Raw genomic sequence first — 2,683 nt, forward strand, 5'->3', positions numbered from 1 at the left:
CTGTTCGCCGGGCTGGACCTGGTGGTCGCACCGGGGGACGTGGTGGGGCTGGTCGGGCCGAACGGGGCCGGCAAGTCGACGCTGCTGCGTACCCTCGCCGGACTTCTGCCGGTGGAGGCCGGCAGCGTGACGCTCAGCCCGCCCACGGCGAGCGTCGGGCACCTGCCGCAGGAGCCCGAGCGGCGGCCCGGCGAGACCGTGCGGGACTTCCTGGCCCGGCGCACCGGCGTCACCGCCGCGCAGGCCGCGTTGGACGCGGCGACGGCCGCGCTCACCGACGGCGCGCCCGGCGCCGACGACGCCTACGCCGAGTCCCTGGAGCGCTGGCTCGCCCTCGGCGGGGCCGACCTGGAGGAACGGGCCGAGCAGGTGGCCGCCGAGCTGGGGCTCACAGTCGACCTGGAGCACCCGATGACCGGCCTCTCCGGCGGCCAGGCGGCCCGGGCCGGGCTGGCCTCGCTGCTGCTCAGCCGCTACGACGTGTTCCTGCTCGACGAGCCGACCAACGACCTGGACCTGGCCGGCCTGGAGCGGCTGGAGGAGTTCGTCACCGGGCTGCGCGCCGGCACGGTGCTGGTCAGCCACGACCGGGAGTTCCTCGCCCGCACGGTCACCCGCGTGCTGGAACTGGACCTGCACCAGCAGCAGGTCCGGCACTACGGCGGCGGCTACGCGGGCTACCTGGAGGAGCGCGAGGTCGCCCGCCGGCACGCGCGGGAGGACTACGAGGAGTACGCCGACACCCGGGCCGGCCTGGAGGCGCGCGCCCGCACCCAGCGGGCCTGGATGGAGAAGGGCGTGAAGAACGCCCGCCGCAAGGCCACCGACAACGACAAGATCGGCCGCAAGTTCCGCGCCGAGTCGACCGAGAAGCAGGCGGCCAAGGCCAAGCAGACCGAGCGCCTGATCGAGCGGCTGGAGGTGGTCGAGGAGCCGCGCAAGGAGTGGGAGCTGCGGATGGAGATCGCCGCCGCGCCCCGCGCCGGCGCCGTCGTGGCCTCGCTGCGCGACGCCGTCGTACGCCGGGGCGACTTCACCCTCGGCCCGGTGACCCTCCAGGTCGACTGGGCCGACAAGGTGGCGGTGACCGGGGCCAACGGCTCCGGCAAGTCCACCCTGCTCGCCGCCCTGCTGGGCCGGCTCCCTCTCGACTCCGGGCACGCCGCGCTCGGCCCGGGCGTGGTGGTCGGCGAGGTGGACCAGGCCCGTGGGCTGTTCCTCGGCGACGTGCCGCTGATCGACGCGTTCGGCGCCGCCGTACCGCACCTGTCGCCGGCGGACGCGCGGACGCTGCTGGCCAAGTTCGGCCTGCGCGCGGGGCACGTGCTGCGGCCGGCGGCGACCCTGTCGCCGGGCGAGCGGACCCGGGCGGCGCTGGCGCTGCTCCAGGGGCGCGGGGTGAACCTGCTGGTGCTGGACGAACCGACGAACCACCTGGACCTGCCCGCCATCGAGCAGTTGGAGTCGGCGCTGGCCAGCTACCCGGGCACGCTGCTGCTGGTCACCCACGACCGGCGGATGCTCGACGCCGTGACCACGAACCGGCGGCTGCGGGTGGCCGCCGGGCGGATCGCCGAGGATTGATCCGTGCCGACCCGCTCGCGGCGGGTGAGAATGACCTCATGCTCAAGTGGGAGTACGCGCTGCTGGTCCGCCGCCGCCAGGCGGCTACCACCGACATCGGCTGGGAGATCGTCTTCGTCTGGTACGGCCCCGACGGCTCCATGGTCGACGTGACGCCCTACGGCGACACCGCGCTGGCCCATCTGAACCGGGCCGGTGACCAGGGCTGGGAGCTGGTCTCGATGAGCGAGGACCCGTCCATGCCCGGCAACAGCGAGCTGCACCGCTACCACCTCAAGCGGCCCAAGGCGGCCGCCCCGCCGCCCCGGCAGCGGATGCGCGGCGGCGGACGCCCCCGGCGGACCATCGGCGGCTGACCGCCCTGCTCGGGGCGTCCGGGGCATAACGGGCGGGGATCCGGGTATCGGCCGGCGGGAGGTGGCCCGGATGGTCGCGCTGGCACAGAACCCGCCCTCGGCCGAGCGGCTGCGGGCGGTCGACGGATTCCTCACCGAGGCCTGGGTCGACCAGGCCCGGCACGACGACCGGCTGCGCGACCTCGCGGTCGAGGTGCGCTTCGACCGGGGGGTGGCCCACCTGAGCGGCGAGGTCGCCGGGCAGGACGAGCTGCGCCTGGTCCGGGACCGGGTCGGCCGGCTCGCCGGGGTGCTCGGCGTCTGGTGCCGGGTACGCGTCGGCGGGCGCGACCCGGTGGTGGTCGACCTGGGCTGTGGCGCCACGAAGCAGTGGCCGGGCAATCTGGGGCTGGACATCTTCCCGGCCCCGGGGGTGGACGCGGTGGCGGACCTCTCCGGCTCGCTGCCGCTGGCCGACGACTCGGTGGACGTCTTCTTCGCGGTGCACATCCTGGAGCACCTGATCGACTTCCTGCCGCTGGTCGACGAGTGCCACCGGGCGCTCCGGCCGGGCGGCGTGCTGCACATCATGAGCCCGTGGTGGCGGCACGTGAACGCCGTCGCCGACCCGACCCACGTCCGGCTGCTCGACGTGCAGACGTTCAAGGGCGTCTGCCTCCAGCGCCCGCCGGGCACCCCGCGCTGGTATCCCCTGCACGTCGGCTGCGACGGCGCCTCGATCTTCGCCGACCTCACCCCGCTGC

At 74.9% G+C, this 2,683-nt stretch carries 3 protein-coding genes; all 3 read left to right on the top strand.

All coding sequences use genetic code 11. The features are described 5' to 3' along the window. Positions 1-1,584 (top strand): ABC-F family ATP-binding cassette domain-containing protein (locus F6X68_RS32110; RefSeq protein ID WP_151457751.1); only part of this gene is annotated, 1,584 nt, incomplete at its 5' end. Positions 1,585-1,622: 38 nt separating this feature from the next. After that, entirely contained in the window at positions 1,623-1,940 is a 318-nt protein-coding gene (locus F6X68_RS32115) for a hypothetical protein (RefSeq protein ID WP_151457752.1), read from the top strand. 70 nt (positions 1,941-2,010) lie between these two features. After that, on the top strand, positions 2,011-2,683 hold a 673-nt coding region (locus tag F6X68_RS32120), incomplete at its 3' end, for a methyltransferase domain-containing protein (protein ID WP_151457753.1).

The sequence above is a fragment of the Micromonospora sp. AMSO12t genome (assembly GCF_008806585.1).
In the GTDB taxonomy this organism is placed as follows: domain Bacteria; phylum Actinomycetota; class Actinomycetes; order Mycobacteriales; family Micromonosporaceae; genus Micromonospora; species Micromonospora reichwaldensis.